The 19,057-nt window shown below is 35.8% G+C and carries 18 protein-coding genes and 1 riboswitch; of the genes, 13 read left to right on the top strand and 5 right to left on the bottom strand.

Features of this window, described 5'->3' with window-relative positions; all coding sequences use genetic code 11:
• The first annotated feature begins 213 nt into the window (after positions 1 to 213).
• The 6 genes from KI356_RS14580 to KI356_RS14555 all read left to right on the top strand — a co-directional run bounded on the left by KI356_RS14580 (position 214) and on the right by KI356_RS14555 (position 7,004).
• A complete protein-coding gene (locus KI356_RS14580) occupies positions 214 to 1,950 on the top strand; it encodes a DUF4430 domain-containing protein (RefSeq protein WP_238486194.1) in 1,737 nt (578 codons plus the stop codon).
• A gap of 124 nt (positions 1,951 to 2,074) precedes the next feature.
• Positions 2,075 to 2,887 (top strand): DUF4430 domain-containing protein, encoded by an 813-nt coding sequence (locus KI356_RS14575; RefSeq protein WP_212935745.1) that lies wholly within the window; start codon positions 2,075 to 2,077, stop codon positions 2,885 to 2,887.
• A gap of 23 nt (positions 2,888 to 2,910) precedes the next feature.
• Positions 2,911 to 3,789: an energy-coupling factor transporter transmembrane component T gene (locus KI356_RS14570; RefSeq protein ID WP_128280595.1), complete on the top strand. Its 879-nt coding sequence runs from the start codon at positions 2,911 to 2,913 to the stop codon at positions 3,787 to 3,789.
• Positions 3,762 to 5,423 carry an ABC transporter ATP-binding protein gene (locus KI356_RS14565; RefSeq protein ID WP_212935744.1) on the top strand — a complete coding sequence of 554 codons (1,662 nt, stop codon included), beginning with the start codon at positions 3,762 to 3,764 and terminating at the stop codon, positions 5,421 to 5,423. Before KI356_RS14570 ends, KI356_RS14565 begins: the two co-directional genes overlap by 28 nt.
• Positions 5,396 to 6,097 carry an ECF transporter S component gene (locus tag KI356_RS14560; protein ID WP_212935743.1) on the top strand — a complete coding sequence of 234 codons (702 nt, stop codon included), beginning with the start codon at positions 5,396 to 5,398 and terminating at the stop codon, positions 6,095 to 6,097. Before KI356_RS14565 ends, KI356_RS14560 begins: the two co-directional genes overlap by 28 nt.
• 184 nt (positions 6,098 to 6,281) lie before the next feature.
• Positions 6,282 to 7,004, top strand: a complete 723-nt coding sequence (locus KI356_RS14555; protein ID WP_212935742.1) for a YwiC-like family protein — start codon at positions 6,282 to 6,284, stop codon at positions 7,002 to 7,004.
• A gap of 31 nt (positions 7,005 to 7,035) precedes the next feature.
• Here KI356_RS14555 and KI356_RS14550 read toward each other — a convergent pair whose 3' ends face one another.
• Positions 7,036 to 7,227 carry a hypothetical protein gene (locus tag KI356_RS14550; RefSeq protein WP_128280591.1) on the bottom strand — a complete coding sequence of 64 codons (192 nt, stop codon included), beginning with the start codon at positions 7,225 to 7,227 and terminating at the stop codon, positions 7,036 to 7,038.
• A gap of 261 nt (positions 7,228 to 7,488) precedes the next feature.
• A riboswitch (SAM riboswitch) is annotated at positions 7,489 to 7,587 on the top strand.
• 38 nt (positions 7,588 to 7,625) lie between these two features.
• On the opposite strand from KI356_RS14550, the gene KI356_RS14545 reads away from it, so the two are divergent.
• The 4 genes from KI356_RS14545 to KI356_RS14530 all read left to right on the top strand — a co-directional run bounded on the left by KI356_RS14545 (position 7,626) and on the right by KI356_RS14530 (position 9,544).
• The gene (locus KI356_RS14545; protein WP_234842437.1) at positions 7,626 to 7,946 is read left to right on the top strand and encodes a hypothetical protein; all 321 of its coding nucleotides are present in this window, start codon (positions 7,626 to 7,628) and stop codon (positions 7,944 to 7,946) included.
• A gap of 251 nt (positions 7,947 to 8,197) precedes the next feature.
• Entirely contained in the window at positions 8,198 to 8,587 is a 390-nt protein-coding gene (locus tag KI356_RS14540) for an SWIM zinc finger family protein (RefSeq protein WP_128280589.1), read from the top strand.
• Positions 8,588 to 8,609: 22 nt separating this feature from the next.
• Complete coding sequence (locus KI356_RS14535; protein ID WP_212935741.1) at positions 8,610 to 9,185, top strand: NAD(P)H-dependent oxidoreductase; 576 nt, start codon at positions 8,610 to 8,612, stop codon at positions 9,183 to 9,185.
• Positions 9,182 to 9,544: a group-specific protein gene (locus KI356_RS14530; protein WP_212935740.1), complete on the top strand. Its 363-nt coding sequence runs from the start codon at positions 9,182 to 9,184 to the stop codon at positions 9,542 to 9,544. The genes KI356_RS14535 and KI356_RS14530 overlap by 4 nt, the downstream gene beginning before the upstream one ends.
• Before the next feature lie 81 nt (positions 9,545 to 9,625).
• Here KI356_RS14530 and KI356_RS14525 read toward each other — a convergent pair whose 3' ends face one another.
• A complete protein-coding gene (locus KI356_RS14525) occupies positions 9,626 to 10,972 on the bottom strand; it encodes a short-chain fatty acid transporter (RefSeq protein WP_212935739.1) in 1,347 nt (448 codons plus the stop codon).
• Positions 10,973 to 11,462: 490 nt separating this feature from the next.
• Between KI356_RS14525 and KI356_RS14520 the strand changes: the two genes are divergently transcribed.
• Positions 11,463 to 12,233 (top strand): putative protein N(5)-glutamine methyltransferase, encoded by a 771-nt coding sequence (locus KI356_RS14520; RefSeq protein WP_212935748.1) that lies wholly within the window; start codon positions 11,463 to 11,465, stop codon positions 12,231 to 12,233.
• A gap of 220 nt (positions 12,234 to 12,453) precedes the next feature.
• Here KI356_RS14520 and KI356_RS14515 read toward each other — a convergent pair whose 3' ends face one another.
• The 3 genes from KI356_RS14515 to KI356_RS14505 all read right to left on the bottom strand — a co-directional run bounded on the left by KI356_RS14515 (position 12,454) and on the right by KI356_RS14505 (position 15,923).
• Complete coding sequence (locus KI356_RS14515; protein ID WP_212935738.1) at positions 12,454 to 12,801, bottom strand: VOC family protein; 348 nt, start codon at positions 12,799 to 12,801, stop codon at positions 12,454 to 12,456.
• Between the two features lie 44 nt (positions 12,802 to 12,845).
• Positions 12,846 to 13,727, bottom strand: coding sequence for a phosphotransferase (locus KI356_RS14510; protein ID WP_212935747.1), 882 nt, complete (start codon positions 13,725 to 13,727; stop codon positions 12,846 to 12,848).
• A 771-nt stretch (positions 13,728 to 14,498) separates the two neighbouring features.
• Positions 14,499 to 15,923 (bottom strand): amino acid permease, encoded by a 1,425-nt coding sequence (locus tag KI356_RS14505; RefSeq protein WP_128280583.1) that lies wholly within the window; start codon positions 15,921 to 15,923, stop codon positions 14,499 to 14,501.
• 264 nt (positions 15,924 to 16,187) lie between these two features.
• On the opposite strand from KI356_RS14505, the gene KI356_RS14500 reads away from it, so the two are divergent.
• Together KI356_RS14500 and KI356_RS14495 are read left to right on the top strand one after the other, a co-directional pair.
• Entirely contained in the window at positions 16,188 to 16,937 is a 750-nt protein-coding gene (locus tag KI356_RS14500) for an IclR family transcriptional regulator (RefSeq protein ID WP_212935737.1), read from the top strand.
• A gap of 75 nt (positions 16,938 to 17,012) precedes the next feature.
• The gene (locus tag KI356_RS14495; RefSeq protein WP_212935736.1) at positions 17,013 to 18,653 is read left to right on the top strand and encodes a M20/M25/M40 family metallo-hydrolase; all 1,641 of its coding nucleotides are present in this window, start codon (positions 17,013 to 17,015) and stop codon (positions 18,651 to 18,653) included.
• Positions 18,654 to 19,057 lie beyond the last annotated feature (404 nt).

The raw sequence follows: 19,057 nt of genomic DNA, 5'->3' as shown, positions 1-19,057 counted from the left end.
ATTAGCCTTCACCAATCGGGCATTTACGGGCAGTTGATCCCCACCTAACTTCTTTGCTTTCGCTGAATTTGAGGTGGGGGGGTCTTACTGCTCGTTAATGCGGGTAGGAGGTGTTGTGCGTTTTGTTCGACACTTACAAAAAGAGAGTGTCAATCACACGCCCTTAAAGGGTCTTTTTTTGTGTAAATGTTAGTAAAGGGAGGAAATTTTGGGATGGCAATGTTAAAGAAATGGCTGCTTACATCATTAATGGCAGTTGCACTTGTATTTGTTTCTTTTGTGAATACAGTACATATTACGTTTGCTGAAGGAAAGACAGCGAAACTTGCAATTATTGGTGAATCACAAAAAGGAATTATGTTATGTCCAAAAGAAGTTTCCATTGAAGATGGAGAAACAGCTTTTAGTTTGCTACAAAAAGTCATGGGTGACAAAGTAACATCTGAAAGTATGTCATTTGGAACGTATATAAAAGGTATCGATGGATTAATGGCCGGAGCAACGAGCGGTTGGTTGTATGATGTAAATGACAAATCTGCAGAAGTTGGTGCGGATAGTTATAAATTAGAGTCTGGGGATGTTGTTGCATTTCGTTACGTTGCAGACTGGAGCAATATGAGTCAAGAAACATTGCAACAAACGTTAGATAAATTTGGCACTTGTAAAACTGTAGAAGAGCCAAAGACAGAGGAACCGAAACCAGAAAAACCAGACGGTAAAACAGAGGAACCAAAACCAGAAGAACCGAAACCAGAAAAACCAGATGGTAAAACGGAAGAGCCAAAACCAGAAGATAAAACAACAGAACAACCAAAGCAAGAGAAAGTTGAAATTCCAGCAGCACAATTAAACGAAGCGATTTCTAAAACGTCAGAAAAGATGTTACAAGATGGAATTGGTAGTGATTGGGTTGCGATTGGACTTGCTCGTTCAGGTGTAAATGTTCCACTTGAAACGAAAATAAACTATGTTCAGCCAGTAGCTGAAAAGGTTAAGAAGCGTTTAAATCGTTTTTCAGCAACGGATTTAGCTAGAACGATTATTATGATGAATGCAATGAACGTAGATCCTACAAAGGTAGAGGGACAAAATTTAGTGCAAAATTTATTTGAATCAGATAAAGTGAATTCCGTTACAGGATACGCATTTACATTACTTGCATTAGATACAAAGAAATATGAGGTTCCAGTTGAAGCGAAATGGAATCGAGCTACTTTAGTACAAGCACTTTTACAGGCGCAGCATACAGACGGTGGCTGGACGTATGATAGTTCAAGTAGTAAAGAAAGTGCTAGTAACGTTGATGTAACAAGTATGGTATTAGCAGCGTTAGCTCCTTATCAAGAACAACAAGACGTTAAGCCAGCTATTCAAAAAGCTGTTGATTACTTATACAAGCAGCAGTTAGACAGTGGCGGTTTTACTGCTGATGGACAAGAAAACTCTAATAGTACTGCACAAGCAATTATTGGACTATCGCTAGTTAAAGATGTAGATCACAATCGTCTTAATAAAGCAGTGCAAAATTTAATGTCATATCAGCTTCCAAATGGTGAGTTCAAATGGTTACCAAATGATCAAAAAGGTAGCGGAATGGCTACAGAGCAAGCATTTTTAGCTTTACTTCAGTTTAAAGAGCTTGGAAAATCGATTTATGATTGGTCAAATGTAGTAGAGAATGAAATCGATACGAAACCAATTGTAGAACCAACTGTAGAAGAAAAAGAAGTTGTAGAACAACCGAAACAACAAGAAGAGTTACAAAAACAACCAAAAGATGAAAATCTAAAAGTTGTTGTAGATAACGAACGAGTTAATAAAGAAACAAATAAGAATAAGAATCAATTACCACAAACAGGAGCATCTTCTCATAGTGCAGCTACACAAGTAGGTATGGGTGTATTATGTATTGCGTCTGCATATGTATTATGGAGACGTAAAGCAGCTTAACAAAAATTAGGAGCAATTATTTGCTCCTAATTTTATTATAAAAGGTGAGGGCTAATAATGAGTGGGGATGAACAAAATCTCCACTCATTAAAGTTTCACTTTATTATGAAAGGTGAGGGGCAGTATGAGTAAGATGAAATGGTTCATTTCTTTAGTTCTTTCATTGGGATTATTAGCCGGATGTGAAGAAGCGGCTGTAAAACCTGAGAAGAAGGTAGAACCGAAGCAAGAAGAGCAAAAAGAAGTAGCGAAACAGGAAGAACAAAAAGATGTACCGAAACCGGAAGAGAAACAAGCTGAACCGGAGCAGAAACAACAAGAAGAGCAGAAAGATAAACAAGAACAAAAAGTAGAAGAGAAACAAAAAGAAGAAAAAGCGCAGGAACAACCTGAAGTAAAGAAAGAAGAGAACCCAAAGGAACAGCCTGCTGCAAATAAACAACCGGAACAACAAAAAGTACAAGAGGAGAAACCTCAGCAGCCGAAAGCACCAGAAGTAAAAGAAGAAGCAAAGGTTGTTAATCAGCCGAAAGAAACACCAAAGCAGGAACAAAAAGAAGATCCAAATAAAGGGCAACAACAGGTAACTGTTCCGGCTCCACCACAGCCAAAGCCAGAACCAAAGCCAGAGCCGCAACCGAAACAAGTAACAATCTCTGTCAAAGGACATGAAGGATATTTATTAGGGGTGAAAAAGGTTGATGTACAAGAAGGTGCTACTGTATATAGTGTACTAAAGAGTACAGGATTAGATGTTGATGCAAGTGGATCTAAAGGTGATGTTTACGTAAAAGGGATTAATGATTTATACGAAAAAGATATAAGTGATACAAGTGGTTGGAAATACCGTGTGAACGGTGCATTTCCGAATCGTAGTGCTGGTGTAGTTACAGTAAAACCAGGAGATACAATTGAATGGGTGTATGTATTAAAATAAGAAAGGATCTTCGGTAAAGGACTATGAAAATAAGCTTTTCTTCTTTACATCCTTTTGTGAATTTTTTCTATTATATTGGGGTGATGATACTATGTATGATGTGTCTTCATCCTCTTTTTTTAATTGGAGCGATTATACTAATAGTAATCTTAAATATAGTACAAGGGAATGGCGAGAAAATAAGAAAGATGCTACCTAGTACTATCGTGTTTTTTTTGATGGTTATTTTATTTAATTCTTTATTAACACATAGAGGAGCGACTACGTTATTTCATTTAGGAGATAGCCGGATTAAGCTTGAGGCATGTATGTATGGACTTGTAATGGGGTTATTATTAGTTGCGATTATGTTTACGTTTGCTTCTTATAACGATATTATTTCGAGTCATAAATTTTTATATTTATTTTCAAGAATTTCACCGAAAGTAGCATTGCTAACGATGATTACAGTGCGATTTGTTCCTTTGTTTATTAGGCGATTAAAGAAAATTACACTCGTCCAAAAAACGAAAGGTGTACAGCTAGATTCAGGTTCACTCATTGAGCGTATAAAAAATGGGATGAAATTACTGCAAGTGTTATTAGTTTGTTCATTAGAAGATGCACTACAAACAGCAGATTCTATGCAAGCTCGTGGATTTGGTGTAACGAAGCGTACGACTTATATTCGATATAGAATGGAAAGACGCGATTGGTACACGCTAAGTTATTTAAGTATTCTATTTATAGCCTCATTCATATTTAGTTATTATGGCGGAGGGAAATTGATCATCTATCCGAAAGTGGAATCAATACTATTCCAGCAATACGATGGAATGATGTTTTTTCTATTTATGATGTTTATTAGTTTACCGATTGTAATGGAAGGAAGGGAATGGATATGGTGGCGCATGCAGAAATAAAGAATTTATCATTTATATATGCTGATGAAAATGAATACGCGTTACAGCATATTTCTCTTTCTGTTCAAAAAGGAGAATTTATCGTACTTGCTGGTGGTTCTGGTTCTGGAAAGACAACTTTATTAAAGCATTTCAAAAAGGAGTTACTTCCAATTGGCACGCGTTCTGGACATACATATTATGATGAAATTTTATTAGAGGAAGTACCTGATTTATTATCTGCACAAGAAATTGGGATGGTATTTCAAAACCCAGAAAATCAGCTCGTTATGGATACAGTTATTCAAGAATTAGCATTCTCTTTAGAAAATATCGGGCTACCATCACATATTATTCAAAAAAGAATAGCGGAACTCATTAGCTTTTTAGGATTTCAAGATTTGTTACATCAATCTGTTCATACTTTATCTGGTGGCCAAAAACAACTAGTAAATTTAGCAGCAGTATTAGTCATGCAGCCGAAGCTACTATTACTGGATGAACCGACAGCGCAGCTAGATCCGATTGCTGCGAAAGAGTTTTTAGGATTGTTAAAGCGTATTAATGAAGAACTTGGAATTACGATTATTTTAAGTGAACATCGTTTAGATGAAGTGATGTCGCTAGCCACTCGTGTCGTTTGTATGAATAAGGGGAAAATTGTTTACGATGATATTCCTAAAAGTGTGATAGCGAACATGTGGGGAGTAGAAAAGTTCCGTCCATTCATTCCGCAAATTCCAAGATTGTTTTTAGAGTGGAATGTAGAAGATATTCCGTTTACAGTGCGAGAAGCGCAAATGAAAATGAATGATTTTTCAGCGATATCATATAGGAATGGGCAAGTAGAACAATGTGAGAGGCAAGAAGTAATTTTAAGTGCAGAACATATATCTTTTCAATATGAAAAAAATAGTCCACTTATTTTACGAGATTTAACAGTGAACATCGAAAAAGGAAAATGGACAGCTCTCGTTGGGAAAAACGGAACGGGGAAGTCTACACTGTTAACGATTTTAGCAGGATTACAAAAAGTTAGAAGAGGTAAAGTAAAGTGGAATGGAAAAGTGATACATAAAATTGATTCGAAAGAACGATTTAAAAGTATAGGGTATGTATCGCAACATCCGTACTATCATTTTACATTTGATACAGTATGGGAAGAGGTTTATGAACGTGCTCATGAATTATATGGTGAAGAGGGAAAAGTAATAGCAGAAGAAATGTTGAAAAAGTTCTGGTTACATTCGCTTAAAGAGCGCCATCCACATGATTGTAGCGGTGGAGAGCAACAACTACTCGCATTATGTACAACATTATTATCAAAGCCAACTTTATTATTACTGGATGAGCCGACAAAGGGACTAGATCCATGGAAAAAGGAAAGAGTAGGAGAGCTATTTAAACAGTTGCAAAAAGAAGGTACAACAATTGTAATGGCAACACATGATATTGAGTTTGCAGCGAAATACGTTGATCAATGTATGATGTTATTTGACGGGAAAGTCATTATGAATGATGCACCGAAAGAGTTCTTTAGTGGTAACTTCTTTTATACAACATCTATTAATCGATTCATCCGTAGAGAGTTGCCATTTGCATTAACGTGGGAGGATGTGTACGAAGCGTGTCCAAACGATATGTTGCATTTATAATATTTATTTTTGCTATTGTAACATGTACACTACTCTTCACGACTCTTATTATGGACGGGTATTACATGGTAAGTAGTTTGTTTTTATTAGCTGTCATTATGTTACCTTTCTATGTCCGTTTTGAAAGGAAGGCGTTTGTTTCACGTGAAATTGTAATCGTTGCTGTGTTAGCAGCAATTGCAGCAGTTAGCCGGGTACCATTTTCTATTTTACCGAGTGTACAACCGACTTCCTTTGTTATTATCGTTTCTGCAATTGTTTTTGGAAGTGAAACTGGCTTTATGATTGGGGCAACGGCGGCTATTGTATCTAATATTTTTTTAGGACAAGGTCCGTGGACTCCGTGGCAAATGTTCTCGTGGGGCATGATCGGGTTTATAGCTGGGCTATTACGTAATACATTTTTAATGAAAAAGCTGTGGGGAAGACTGTTGTACGGATTCGTCGTTGGATTTCTATTTGGATGGATTATGAATTTTTGGGGTCTTCTTGGTTTTATACAGGAAGCAACGTGGGAAACAGTTATTGCTTACTATGCCGCAAGTTTTTCTTTCGATCTTAGTCATGCGATATCGAATGTTATTTTCCTTCTGTTATTTAGTACGTCATGGATTACGATCCTCACAAGATTTAAAAAGAAATACGGTATATTAGATGAGCATAAGGTGACATAGAAAAGCATACTCATATAAGGTAGGGTCGCGACTTACATATTCGTTTGCCTCTTTCATGCTTCTTACACATTGTAAGAAGCATTTTTTATTGTCAAAAAATAGATCCAATATACATCCGTTATTATATGAAATTATTTGTATAATAGTAGTTGAGAATTGCTTTCAAAAGGGAGGTGTATAGTTAATGAAGTTAGTTATTCCGAAGCAGCATGGAGCATGGGCGATGCTTGTCATACCATTTTTATTAAGTGTCATACTTGGGAACCCTACTTTTTATCATATCCCATTGTTTTTAGCCTGGTTCTTTATTTATCTAGCTACGTATCCATTTCTCATGTACATAAGGCAAAGACGAAAAAAAGAATTTCTACACGCTGCAATTATTTATTTTATCATTGCATTTGTATTTGGGATGATTTCTTTATTATATGAATGGCGAATTCTTTTATTCGCAGTATTAATGCTTCCATTGTTTATTGTAAATATGTATTACGCTCGTCAAAAAAATGAACGAGCATTACTAAATGATGTTTGCGCGATTATAGTGTTTTGTATAGGTGGTTTAATAAGTTATTATTTTTCAATGAAGCAAATCGATAAAACAGCAGTATTCATTGCGCTTATTTCATTTCTATATTTTTTAGGAAGTACGTTTTATGTGAAAACGATGATTCGTGAAAAAAATAATCCGAAGTATCGTTTTATATCTTGGGGATATCATATTGTATTAACGGTAATCGTATTTACTATCAATCCATGGTGTTCACTCATATTTGTACCAAGTGTAATTCGGGCCATTATGTTGTATGGCAAAAAGATTTCTATATTAAAAGTAGGGATTTTAGAAATTGTTAATTCTGTATATTTTTTAATAATAACGGCAATAATGATGAAGTATGCCATTTGAAAAAAACTTCCCATCTTTTGATGGGAAGTTTTCATTCTTGTTCTAAAATATGAACGGTATAATCGCATCTTTGTAATGCTTGTTCGACAGCATAAAGGGATTGCTCTATACGTGCGCGATTAAAATCTTTTTCGACTGTCTGCAATGCTTCTTCTAAACAATGTTTTGCTTCTTGCAAGGAATGAAAAGAATCTTGTACATATCCGCGGGCATTTTGATGCATTTCACAGTCCTCCTTTTTTACTCATATACATGTAGTATGAACACTGAGGAGGAAAATATAATTTGTTATATTTATCCCGCGTTAACGGACAGTAAAACGTCTATTTCAAAATTCAGTAAAGTGGGAGATCAACTGTCCGTAAATGCCCGATTGATGAAGGCTAATAATCAGTGTGGGATAGATCGCTCCCCAATGATTAAAGTTTCGATTTATTTGACAATTTAAATGAAATTACGTATAGTTAAATTTAAAGTGAATATTTTCTTATCCAGAGAGGTGGAGGGACTGGCCCGATGAAACCCAGCAACCGCGATGCAGGTGCTAATTCCAGCAGAACATTTTTGTTCTGGGAGATAAGACGAAGATATACGTAACTTCTTCTTATCGGAGAGGTTTTTTTGTTGCAAAAAAACCGATTACGAAAACATATAATAAGAAGAAAGGGGTTGCGAAGTACTGTGACACTCGAAAAATACGTAAAACTGCGTAGTACAGTTTATGAATATATGATAGAGCAAGATAAGCCAATATCATTGTTAGATATTCAAGAACATATCGTTTCGCATCATGAAGGAAAATTCACTAAAAAAATGTTACATCAATTTTATTTATCAAGACTATTAGATGAACTCAAACTGGATGGGAAAATTACTTTAGCTGATGATGAATATCTCTATGCTGAAAAAGGGGTATTTTATAAAGCGGGAAAAGGGAGCTAAGCTCTCTTTTTTTGAAGTATGTAGTGTAAAAGACTGCTAAAGCAGCCTGATACAGGGAATGGTGTTGAGTGTGTAGTGTCAAAGATTGAATGTGCCTGAAAGAGGCACTTCATATCGGCTGCAAATGAAAAGAGACACCTTCGCCGAATAGGTGTCAGTCGTTTTGTCACGTAGACTCGCTACTTGACAGTTATTAGAATAACATGCAGGGTTTTTGAAGTCAAAAGGGAATTAAAGGAAGAGGTGCTGCTATGTACGCTTACTTATTAAAAGATATAACGAAATGGATTCCAAAGTACATTGTAGATAGAGGATATGAATATTATGAAGATGGACATGTAGAAGATGTTGACATACACGATAAGAAAGTATTTGCTTTCGTTACTGGGAATGCAGGGAATTATGAAGTGATTATTGATCTAGAAGATTTTACAGAAAGTAGCTGTGAGTGTCCATATGAGAATTTTTGTAAACATATGGCGGCAGTTGTTTATGATATTCAAGGTGCTGGTGAGAGTACGGTTAAAGAACAACTGAAAGGTTTAGAAAAAGAAGAGTTACTAACAGTATTAAATCGTTTGTTACAAAGTTCGAAAAATGTACAAATCGTAGAGAAGATGTTAAAGAAGGGGAAACTTTAGCTATAGAGGGAGTTGTTTTGTAGTGAACGTACTGATTATATACGCTCATCCTAATCCTTCAAGCTTTAACGGGGCAATTTTAGAGCGTGTGCAAAAAGGACTACAGAAGACAAATCATTCTGTTACGGTACTTGATTTATATAAAGAACAATTTGATCCAGTGCTTGTATTTAATGAAGAGAAAAAAAGACGGGATTTACTATATGAAGAAGAGACGAAGCAATATAGAGAATTAGTGCAGAAGGCGGATATTCTTCTTTTCATATATCCGATATGGTGGTGGAGCATGCCTGCTATTTTAAAAGGATTTATCGATCGTATTTTTGTAGCTGGATTTGCTTATAAATATGAAGGTGCCCTGCCGAAAGGGTTATTGAAAGGAAAGAAATCGTGGGTTATTAATACGTTAGACTCACCGTTATGGTATGTGGCATTATTATATCGATCAGCGGATTGGATTATGATGAAGAGAGGGGTATTACGTTTTTGCGGCATTCGCGATATAAAACGTTCTGTTTTTCAATCTGTGAAAACGAGTAAAGTAACGAAGCGTGAAAAGTGGCTATTACAAATAGAAGAAAAGGCTCGTACATTATGAATGAAATTGATCGTATTATAAAGTGTTGCAACTGTGATGACGAACTTTTTCGTACGTATATTACGTGTTTAGTCCAATTGAAGAAGTATAGTGAAACGTTTCAACAAATTCAGATGCAATTAAGAAATGATTATTTAATAAGAGGGATTTGTGAAAGAGAAGTTGATGAGGTAGTACGAGGAAGTAAAGAATATGAAATACATTTTCTTCCTAAAGTGTTACGATGGAATTTCTTGAAGGAAAATCCAGATCTGATTGAAAAAGTATGTGAAGATTTTTTTGCATTTGAGTCATTAAATCTTACGGAGATAGAGTGGGAAACGATTATAAATTGCATGGGAAATAAAGTGAAACTTTAATCAAGTAGGGTGGTGTTCTCCCCCTAATGCGGGATAAGTGATTTATTATATAAAAAAGCTAGTATAAAACTAGCTTTTTGTTTAAATAAATAAGAAACATAGACTGATGACAAAACCTGCATATAGTAAGTTAACAACACAAAATCCCATAATATCACGAGCGCCTAAACCAGCTATCGCTAATGCCGGTAATGCCCAGAAAGGTTGAATTAAATTTGTCCAAGCATCGCCCCATGCAATTGCCATCGCTGTTTTTGCAGCAGGTACACCAAGTTCAGCGCCAGCTGGAATCATAATTGGTGCTTGCACTGCCCATTGACCGCCTCCAGATGGAACGAAAATATTAACAATTCCAGCACTTAAAAATGTAAAGAGCGGGAAAGTAGTTTCATTGGAAATGCTAATAAAGAAAGTAGAAATAGCTCCTCCAAGCGAAAGCCCTTCACTATTTACTCCAATCATCATTCCCATAATTCCTGCGTAGAATGGAAACTGAAGTAAAATACCAGAAGCACTCTTTGTTGAGTCAGAGAAAGCGCGAATATATTGAATCGGAGTACGGTGGAAAATTAGTCCGGCAATTAATAACATAAAAATAACGATATCAAGTGTAAGGTTAAAGCCTTTCGTACTAAAATAGTTAAAAATATAAATAAGACCTAATAACCCGATGCAAAGTGTAATAATCATACTATTTTCCATTTTTTCAGCGAATGTTTTTTGCTCTACTTCTTGAGCTGCAGCTTCTTCATGGAACACACTTGGATCTACTGTAATCGTATGTTTTTCATCTGGATGCATTGCTTTATTAATGAGAGGCATCGTAATTAAAAAGATAATAACTGGAACGAGAGCGTATGGTGAGAATAACGTTTCTGTTATTGGAATCGCTTCTTTAATACTTCCAGCTGTCGTTTTTATTAACGTTTCACCGCCTGTTGCTAACGTAAGAGGGATAGAAGCAGAAAGGCCTGCATGCCAAATGAGAAATCCGGAGTAAGAAGAAGCGATTGCTAACCTATAATCTAATCCGTCTAACTGTCTTGCCACTTCTTTTGCATATAAAACAGAGACAACAATACCAAATCCCCAGTTTATGTATGCTCCTAGTAAACTTACAATTGAAATTGCGATAATACCTTGGCCGTTCGTTTTCGGTAGTTTCGCTGCTTTCGTTAACCCTTTTTTAATAAGTGGGGCATTTGCTAAAGCAGATCCTGTCACGAGTACAAGAGCCATTTGCATAGAAAAGGCGAGAAGTCCCCAAATTCCATTGCCCCAGTGCGTAATCATTTCTACCGGTGTTTGGTGCGTGGCAAACATGCCGAAGAAGATAACGAAAACAGTTAATAAACATGATAAAATAAACGGTTCTGGCAAGAAACGCTGCACAAGGGCAACACATCCATTTGTAAATGAACGAAACAAAATAGATCAACCTCCTTATGTATGTTTATCCCGCTATTTACGGGCTAATAATCAGTGGGGGATGAACAACCCCCCCGCTGATTAAAGTTTCACTGTATTACAATATTCGAGGTTGTTTGAGTAACATCCTTTAAAGTATAGAAAATTCAGATATTAAAGATAGTTGTCATAATGTCTAGGTAGATTGATAATTTATATTGAAATGTTATTTCATTTTGAACTGAAATTGAAAAGAATGCTCTATATACAAGGGAAAGAGGTGGTCATAGACGAATATGTCCATCAAATTACAGTTTCCCCCGCTATTTGCGGGCTAATAATCAGTGGGGGATGGACAAAACCCCACTGATTAAAGTTTCACTGTATGTAAGATCCAGATTATTGAAGAAGGATATTAGCTATTATTAACGAATTTTGAATTACAAACAAACTTTATCAAAAGTGGTGAGATAATATAGAGAATAAAACAAATTTCTTTTTGGATATGAAAATGGAAAAATGTATAGTTAGCAAGCTTCGGAGCGCCGGTTGTGTTTTCGCAGAAGATGAGACCCGGTTACTTATGTCAGAGGCACTAACTCCAGAGGACCTTATGAAAATGGTAGAAATGCGAGTCAACGGTCTACCTCTGGAATACGTTGTTGGATACACGGAGTTTTGTGGTCTACGAATAGAAGTGGATCGAGGCGTTTTTGTACCACGTAAACGTACCGAGTTCCTTGTTCATCAAACAGAGGTCCTGTCGCGTTCTAGTGATATCATTGTTGATCTATGTTGTGGATCAGGTGCTGTGGGTGCCGCACTGGCATCAGCTTTGGGACGAGTTGAATTGTATTCTGTTGACATTGACCCTATCGCAGTACAATGCGCTAGCCGCAATGTAACGAATTTTGGTGGTCATGCTTTTGAAGGTGACTTGTATAAAGCTCTACCAGACTCACTTAAGGGCCATGTAAATATCCTAGTTGCGAACGTACCTTACGTTCCTACCGAAATAATAAAGTTTCTCCCCCGGGAGGCACGCCTATATGAACCAAATGTAACGCTTGACGGAGGTGACGATGGTCTTAACATTCTGCGAAGAGTAGCAGAAGAAGCTTTACTCTGGTTAGCTTTGGATGGACATCTTTTGATAGAGACGAGCGAAGTTCAGGCACCCCAGGCCCTTGAAATCTTTGCTGCTGCTGGGCTTAGCACAAAAGTAGCTAGAAACAAGGAACTGGACGCTACTGTCATTATCGGTTCTAATTCTAGCTTTTAGAGTAAATAAGCACGATTCAATGAATATAATCATTTTGGTAATCAATCTCTACAAGGGGGAGAATCAGGAAAATACGGATTTACAACACTAAGAAGTGTTAATACATAAAAAAGTGAACCTCCGATTGTTAGAATGTGTCTAATAAACGGAGATGCACTTTTTTTATTTACCTTATTGAACTAAAGCATCTGTTAGCTTAATAGTAAAGGATTAAAATCCACTATTTCTCCCAAAGTTCGATCAATCGACCTTCAGGATCTTTAATCCAAATAAACTTTCCAAATTCACTAATCTCTTCTTTCTTTTCAAGAGGTACACCAATATGTTCAAGATGCTGAATAGTCTCGTTTAGATTATGTACTTGGAAATTTAACATCACTTGTTGTTCGGTAGGAAAATAACTGTCATTCTCGGCAAAGAAAGAAAAGATAGTCTCAGTTCCTAATTCGGGTTTAATCACAGTCCCATTCCAATTTTCTATTTCAATCTTCAATACTTCACTGTACCATTTTTTTATAACATCAATATTTTTAGTTCTCCAAAATATTCCTCCGAAACCTTTTATCATTGTATTTAACTCCTGTCTGTCTTTTAATTTTTAATGACATAAGTTCAACCTTCAATAAAACGCAGTGCACAACGGGAATGGTGATGGATTAGATCTTTTGCAAATTGTTGATTCGGGAATCCTCTGTGAAGCAATCTCAACCCGCCTGAAGTTAAGGATATATGATGATGGAATCGATAGAATAACATCCTGTTGGGATCGAGAGTATCATTCTTTAAATATCGATAATAATCTCCAAATCGAAACTGCAAAAAACTGTGCTCATGCTCAATATCAAAGAACTCGGCTCCTTCGATATCAATCAAATAAGGTTCTAGTTTGTCATTAATTAATACATGATCAGGGCCGAGTTCCCCATGTATAAATCCATAACGACTTCTTGGTTCAATTTTTGATTCAAGCTCGTACAATGTATCGAGTAGGTTGCTATGACTAGCCCTGATGCTGTCAATATGTTGGCATGCGTAATCTAAATCTCTTTTTGCATTCTTCATTTGCAAGTGATGACATTTTTCCGTGTTGATCCCACTTTGATTGGCTCTCCCATGAGTAAGTCTCTCGTTGGCATGCATGTCTGCCAGCATATCTCCTATCCGCTGAAACACTTTATCCTTAACATATGAATTGGAATGTTGAAAATAAACTTCTGCCTTTTGTCCATTTACATATTCAACGAGAGCATAATCATAAGGATAACGGTTTCTTTCCTTATTCAGATTATATAGAAGGGGAGTTTGAATTCCTTGTTGGATTAAATACTTGTTATTTAATTCAAATAAATCACTACTATAGGATTGCTCATGTATATCTCCGTTCGCTATTTCTTCTTGAAAATAATTCATGGTAAGATCCCAAACATACAGAACGCAGGAAAATCCATTGCTGCAGTCAATCTTATAGACTACCTTTTGTGCACCGCCATGCATTTTCGTTACACTAGAAACCAAATAACTGGTACCAAAGACCTTTTGGGTATACTCCTGTAGATCAGATTGATCAAGGTGACAAGTGATTCTCAATGAATAACACCCCTTTTCTTAGGTTTTGCTGTCAATCAAACTATATAAAAAATCTAACCAAAAGTATAGACTGTTTATTTATAATTTGTTATGATGTTAAATTGGGTCTGGAAAAATAGTCATATAAAAACCGGTTGGAGCTCCAATGGTTTTTTTGATGAAATCATTCTTACTTCTCAAATACCTCGCCACACAAAAACTTAAAATGTATTACAATGAATGAATCTATACGATTTTCAATCATTCTTCTTTTCACTAACTTTACCATTATTTTTAATTGAGTATTACTGCCCCGTCAGTTTAAGTGAAAACCTTCGCAATCTCAATGATCTATTCAAACTTGAATAATCTAATTGCCTGAAAACGTTCCTCAACAATCTGGCCCTTTAGTGGAGTAACTTTATTGCTACTCAGCAGTTTCTTAATCCGCCTTTCAGTTCAGATCTTATTTTCACTATCAAAACATCTCTTTAGATAAGCAGATCCAAAGGGACAAAACATCGCGCCTTTTTTATAAACACCGTGACTTTATTTAAAAGCGATATTAAAAATATTCTTCAAATCCTGGAAGCATATGTTTGCCACAAATAAAAAGAACCATAAGCTTGCCAAACGGCAAATTTATGGTTCTTATCACAAAGTAAAAGCAATGTGCGGTCTTTTAAATATAGTACAGTATTAAGAAGTTTCGCTAATTTTAGTTTCTGTATGAGTGTTATTAGCAATCCTTTTCTTAATCTTAAAGTGATAGTAGGTGTAGCAAAAGATAATAAATGGTACAGTGCAATAGATTCCTAGTCTTTGTTCTGGGATAAAGATAAGACTTATTAATATAATGCCGTACAATCCAAAACCAAGAATTGGTACAAGAGGATAAAGTGGAGTTCGGAATTTTAAGTCTTCTAATTTTCCACCTTCAGCCAAATAACGTTTACGGAAAAAGAATTGAGAAACACAAATTGACATCCAAACGATGATTGTAATGACTCCGGAAATTGAAATAAGCCATAAGTAAACCGTTTCAGCAGCTACAACGCTTGTCAAAAGTGAAAAACCAGAAATAGCGATCGTCAAGATTAAAGCGTTTAAAGGTATTCCTCGTGATGATAATTTCTTTAAAAAGGCTGGAGCCATTTCGTGTTGTGATAACGACCAAAGCATTCGAGTTGCCGCGTATAGTCCTGAGTTTGCGACAGAAAGAACAGCAGTAAGAATAACAAAGTTCATAATATCAGCTGCATATGGAATACCCATATTATCAAAAACAGCAACAAACGGACTCTTTGTTAATCCTGCTTCTTCCCATGGAATTAAAGCCACGAGAACAAAGATTGCTAAGACGAAGAAAAACATCGTGCGCCATATAATATTTCTAATAGAACGAGGTAAAGTCTTTGCTGGATCCTCACTTTCACCTGCTGCAATTCCAACAAGTTCTGTACCTTGGAAGGAATAATTGACTGTAACCATTGTTAATAAGATAGCGGCAAGTCCATTTGGGAATAAACCACCATGATTTACGAAATTTGAAAATAGCGGAGCTGGTTCGTCTCCTTTTAAATCAATAAAACCGAACATAGCGGCGCCGCCGAGGATAATAAAAGCAATAATGGCAGATACTTTAATACTTGAAAACCAAAATTCTGTTTCTGCATAGCTACGAGCAGATAATGCGTTAATAGTGAATATCGTAACACCAAATATTAAACACCAAACCCAGACGGGAATATCAGGAAACCAGCGCTGCATTGTAATGCCAGCAGTTGTAAATTCAAGTCCGGTCGTGTTTGCCCAGCTTAACCAATACAGCCATCCGATTGTAAACCCAGTTGCAGGGTTAATAAACTTGGTTGCATATTCCTGGAAAGAACCTGAAACAGGCATTGCTACAGCAAGCTCACCAAGACATAGCATAACGAGATACATTAATAATCCACCGGCCATAAAGGCAAGTACGGATCCACCAGGTCCAGCTTGACTTATAATAAAACCAGATCCGTTAAATAACCCCGTTCCAATCACACCACCGAGTGCAATCATGAATAAATGTCTACTTTTCATCGTGCGCTTTAATTCATTGTTGGAATTGTTTACTTGCGTCATTGTTTTCCTCACTTTCAAAATTGGTAGTATGAAAATTGAAGTTTTTCCGTATTATGGAATGTATTCCGTGATGTGAAATCTTGTTCTAATTTTCAGATAATTAAAAAGAAAAGTCAATATTTTTTTGTTTGCGTTTTCATTTTTTTGATAGTGTTATATCTCTATTTTTAGAAAATTAAATAAATTAATTGATTTCAGTTTGAATTTTTGTTAAATTGATAGTTAATTAGGCTAAACATACTACAAGTAAAGTTGAGGCGAGTTATGGTACAGTCCATTGATCGAGCGATAAGTATTATTAAGTTACTGAATTCTACAAATGAAAAAGAGTATTGGGCTATTTCTGATATAGCTGATAGAACACATCTCCCGGTTAGTACAGTACATAGGTTACTGAACTCTTTGATGGAGCATGGGTTAGTTACGCAAATTTCAGAAACAAAACAGTACAAGATTGGGCCAATGTGGATGGAAATAGGATTACGTCAATTGGAGAAGGTAGACTACAGATCTGTTGCAAGAGAAGTGATGAAGCGTTTGGCCTCTGAAGTTGAAGAAAGTGTTTATTTGAACATTCAAAATGGAACACATTCTATTATCATTGAAAGAATTGATAGCCCTTTAAAAATTCGAGTTATCGATAACTTAGGGGAACAGATTCCACTTTCAATTGGCGCCGCAAATAAAACGATGCTTGCCAATATGAACACGAATGAAATGGAACACATTGTAGAACATTTACTTTCTTCTTTACCAGAACAAAAGCAAATTCTTTTCGATCAAATAAAGCAAATTAGAAATGAAGGATATGCTGTGAGTTATGGTGAAAAAACAGAAGGGACAGCTTCAGTAGCTGCACCTATCATCGGATTTAATCATAAAGTAGTAGGAGCATTAAGTGTTGGGTTAATTAGTCATCGCATTAATGATGATCGACTATCTTTTCTTATTAGTAAGGTAAAACAAGCAGCTCATGAAATATCAATAAAAATCGGCAGTACATCAGAATTATAATTTTGATAGCTGTCGTCATTTTTTATTCATATATTGGAATTGATTTTCATAATGTGGAAAAATAGGGGGATTTATATGTCAAAGTGGCAATCAAAAGAACAATTAGTGCAATTATTAAGCAATCTTGTTGAAATTCCTAGTATTACAGGTTCAGAAGCTGAAGTTATTTTGCCAGACTTTGTTGTAGAACAATTATCTGACTTACCGTATTTCAAACAAAATCCACATCATTTGCAAAAAAATCCGACGGGGGATGGACGATATTTTGTTACAGCCCTAGTAAAGAAAAGTGATAGTACGAAAAATACCGTAATTCTTGTTAGTCACTTTGATGTTGTAGATGTACAAGATTATGGAGTGTGGAAAGAAGATGCATTTAACCCTAAAAAATTAACATCAATGTTTTATTCTCATAAAGATGAGCTACCAGATCATGTACGTGAAGATATAGAGCAAGGAGATTGGCTATTTGGTAGAGGAACGATGGACATGAAATGTGGTCTAGCTTTACAAATGGCGATGGTTGAGCAAGCTTGTGAAGGAAGATTTGATGGGAATGTTCTTTTATTGGCTGTTCCAGATGAAGAAGTGAACTCTGTAGGGATGAGAGCTGCAGTTCCCAGATTATTAGACTTAGCAAGAGAACATGACTTAGAGTATAAAACAGTTCTAAATTCAGAGCCTATGTTTTCACGACATCCTGGTGACCAAAATAAGTATATTTATACTGGTTCTATTGGTAAGGTGTTACCTGGTTTCCTTTGCTATGGTAAAGAGACACATGTAGGCGAACCTTTTGCAGGATTAAATGGGAGCTATATGGCTGCATTATTAACAGCTGAATTAGAGTTGAATACTGACCTTTGTGATATTGTAGATGGTGAAGCGAGTCCTCCACCAACTAACTTGCTTCAAAGAGACTTAAAGGAGGATTATTCTGTACAAATTCCTCATCGTGCAGTCACATTATTTAACTTGTTTTTACTAGAAAAAACGATGACAGATGTAGTTTCATTGTTACGCCAAAAAGTAACGAAAGTAGCAGAGAAAATCGAAGAATCGTATGAGGAGCGCGCGTATCATTTTTCTAAGTATAATCCGTTCATACCGCCGAATCTCAAAGTAAATGTATTAACGTATGAAGAGCTTATCGCGTATGCAATTGAACAACATGGAAGAGAAAAAATAGATGAAGTTCAATCTGAAATTATTAAAAATAGAGAAGATAAAGATGATCGTGCGGTAACTATTGATTTAGTAGACAAATTAGCTATCTTATGTAAAGAAAAGGCTCCGATGATTGTACTTTTCTTTGCGCCGCCATACTATCCAGCTGTGAGTTCACGCAACAATCCTTTAATTAAAGAGGTAGTTGTAGAAATGGAAAAGTATGCCCACTATAATCATAGCATTACATTTGAAAATCAAAATTATTTTGGAGGAATTTCAGATTTAAGCTATGTAGGCTTACAAAACCCATTGGATTCAATGAGTTCTCTTGTAGACAATATGCCATTATGGGATAAAGGTTATTCGATTCCACTCGAGGAATTAGAGGAGTTTGACGTTCCAGTATTAAATATGGGGCCGGTAGGAAAAGATGCACATCAATGGACGGAGCGTCTGGACGTAAATTATGCATTTGAAACGCTATTAGATATGTTACCTATATGTATTGAAAAATTACTTGTTTCTAATAAAGTTACACAGTCATAGTTTCTGTGTAAGGGGGATAAAAAAAGACCGTAATAATACGGTCTTTTTTTGCTTAATGAATGGTGTGAAGCCTTAGATTTATGAGAATGTGACGGTACCTCATTTATTAATGTTGCTTGAAAATCAGTTGTTTCACCATTATGAACAATCGGTACATATGAAGTACACCCAGTGCTTTCTCCATCTGCTAATCTATTTCCTCCGACAAAAAATAAGCCAATCCATTCGTTAACTCCTTGAGTATATGGGAGTAAATTTTTTATAGTATCTGGATTAAAACAATCAATTTTATCTACGAAATATTCTTCATTGAACAACTTGTATAAGTTGTATATTATTAATAAATATAGCTTGTACACTTTTCATAATGGTATTTGCTAAGTTTTTTTATAAAATAATCATGT

It is taken from the genome of Bacillus hominis, assembly GCF_018332515.1.
GTDB classification, from domain to species: Bacteria; Bacillota; Bacilli; order Bacillales; family Bacillaceae_G; genus Bacillus_A; species Bacillus_A hominis.
Note: the sequence above shows the minus strand (reverse complement) of the source record. Positions and strands in the feature narration are given on the sequence as shown.